2 protein-coding genes are annotated in these 1129 nt (G+C 31.0%); both read right to left on the bottom strand.

Translation table 11 applies throughout. The features are described from left to right. A partial coding sequence (locus CQA53_RS11575; RefSeq protein ID WP_115544033.1) for a hypothetical protein occupies positions 1 to 330 on the bottom strand: 330 nt, incomplete at its 3' end. Next, a complete protein-coding gene (locus CQA53_RS11570) occupies positions 327 to 773 on the bottom strand; it encodes a hypothetical protein (protein WP_115544032.1) in 447 nt (148 codons plus the stop codon). The genes CQA53_RS11575 and CQA53_RS11570, both read right to left, overlap by 4 nt. Positions 774 to 1129 lie beyond the last annotated feature (356 nt).

Genomic DNA, 1129 nt, shown 5'->3' with positions numbered 1-1129 from the left:
GAATAAAGTAGCAGAGAAGCCTGAATCTGTGTTAGGTTGATGAAGTAATAAATCATATCTTTCAAAGAAGCGTTTGGCTTGATTAGGGGAGAATTCGCCTTTGAGTTTGCCTACTTGTATCTCATCATCTTGTTTGTGTGGATTTGGCTTTACTGCGATATATTTGTTATAAGTGATGTCTAATATGTCGGTTTGGGTGATGGACAAAGGCTCATTTTTGTCATCTTTTCTGTCTTTAAATTTCTTTCCTATTAAATCAAAATACCCATAACTCGCCCACGCCAATTCTGCATTATCTCGAAGTTTTTTAATTGTTTCTTTGTTTGTCATTTTGTTTCCTTATAAAAATAGTTACAATCTAACATTTGCTTAGCAAATATTAACTCGTAACTTGCCATTGATTTTGTTGTTAAAGTATAACTACCAGAAAACCATCTAGGAGATGGATATAACAAATTCCCATATTTTGATTTAATATGCATACCTGTTATATTATCATACTCATCAAATTTAACATATAAAGTAGCCTCAATTCTTTCTGGATAATATGGATATGTTATCAAACTATTGTGATTATCCAAATCATCTATACCAAATAGTTTCAATATCTTATTATACTTCTCTTCATTATTTGGTAATTCATTAAGCTTACACATCTTTTTAAATTCATGATAACTTGGTTGAAAACTATAAGGCACGAACCACCCCCAACCACACCCACTAAAGAATACTATAATGCTAAATAATATAAGTAAGTTTAGAATTTTCTTCATCTTATAGCTTCCTTAGATTCTATGCCTCTTATGGCTAAGATATAATTGATAGAGCCATACTTACTTGTATAACTTATCTCTTTAGATTCTGTATTTTTTTGTTTGCGTTTTTCTCCAAAGAGAGTAGTTAAAGCTACTAAACAACACTGCTACAACTAAGATTCCAAAAATTCCTAAAGAATAAATGATCATTTTCACGCTACTTCCTTGATATGAGAATTCACATTACTATATTTAGATTTTACAAACTTATCAAACTGCAAGACTTACAAGGCTGAAACTTTTAAGCTTCTTTAGGGCTTCTCTACGACTAAGGGCTTCTTGCCTTTGGAAATTGAGAGATTTTGTTTTATTCA

The organism is Helicobacter didelphidarum (genome assembly GCF_003364195.1).
Classification (GTDB): domain Bacteria; phylum Campylobacterota; class Campylobacteria; order Campylobacterales; family Helicobacteraceae; genus Helicobacter_A; species Helicobacter_A didelphidarum.
Note: the sequence above shows the minus strand (reverse complement) of the source record. Positions and strands in the feature narration are given on the sequence as shown.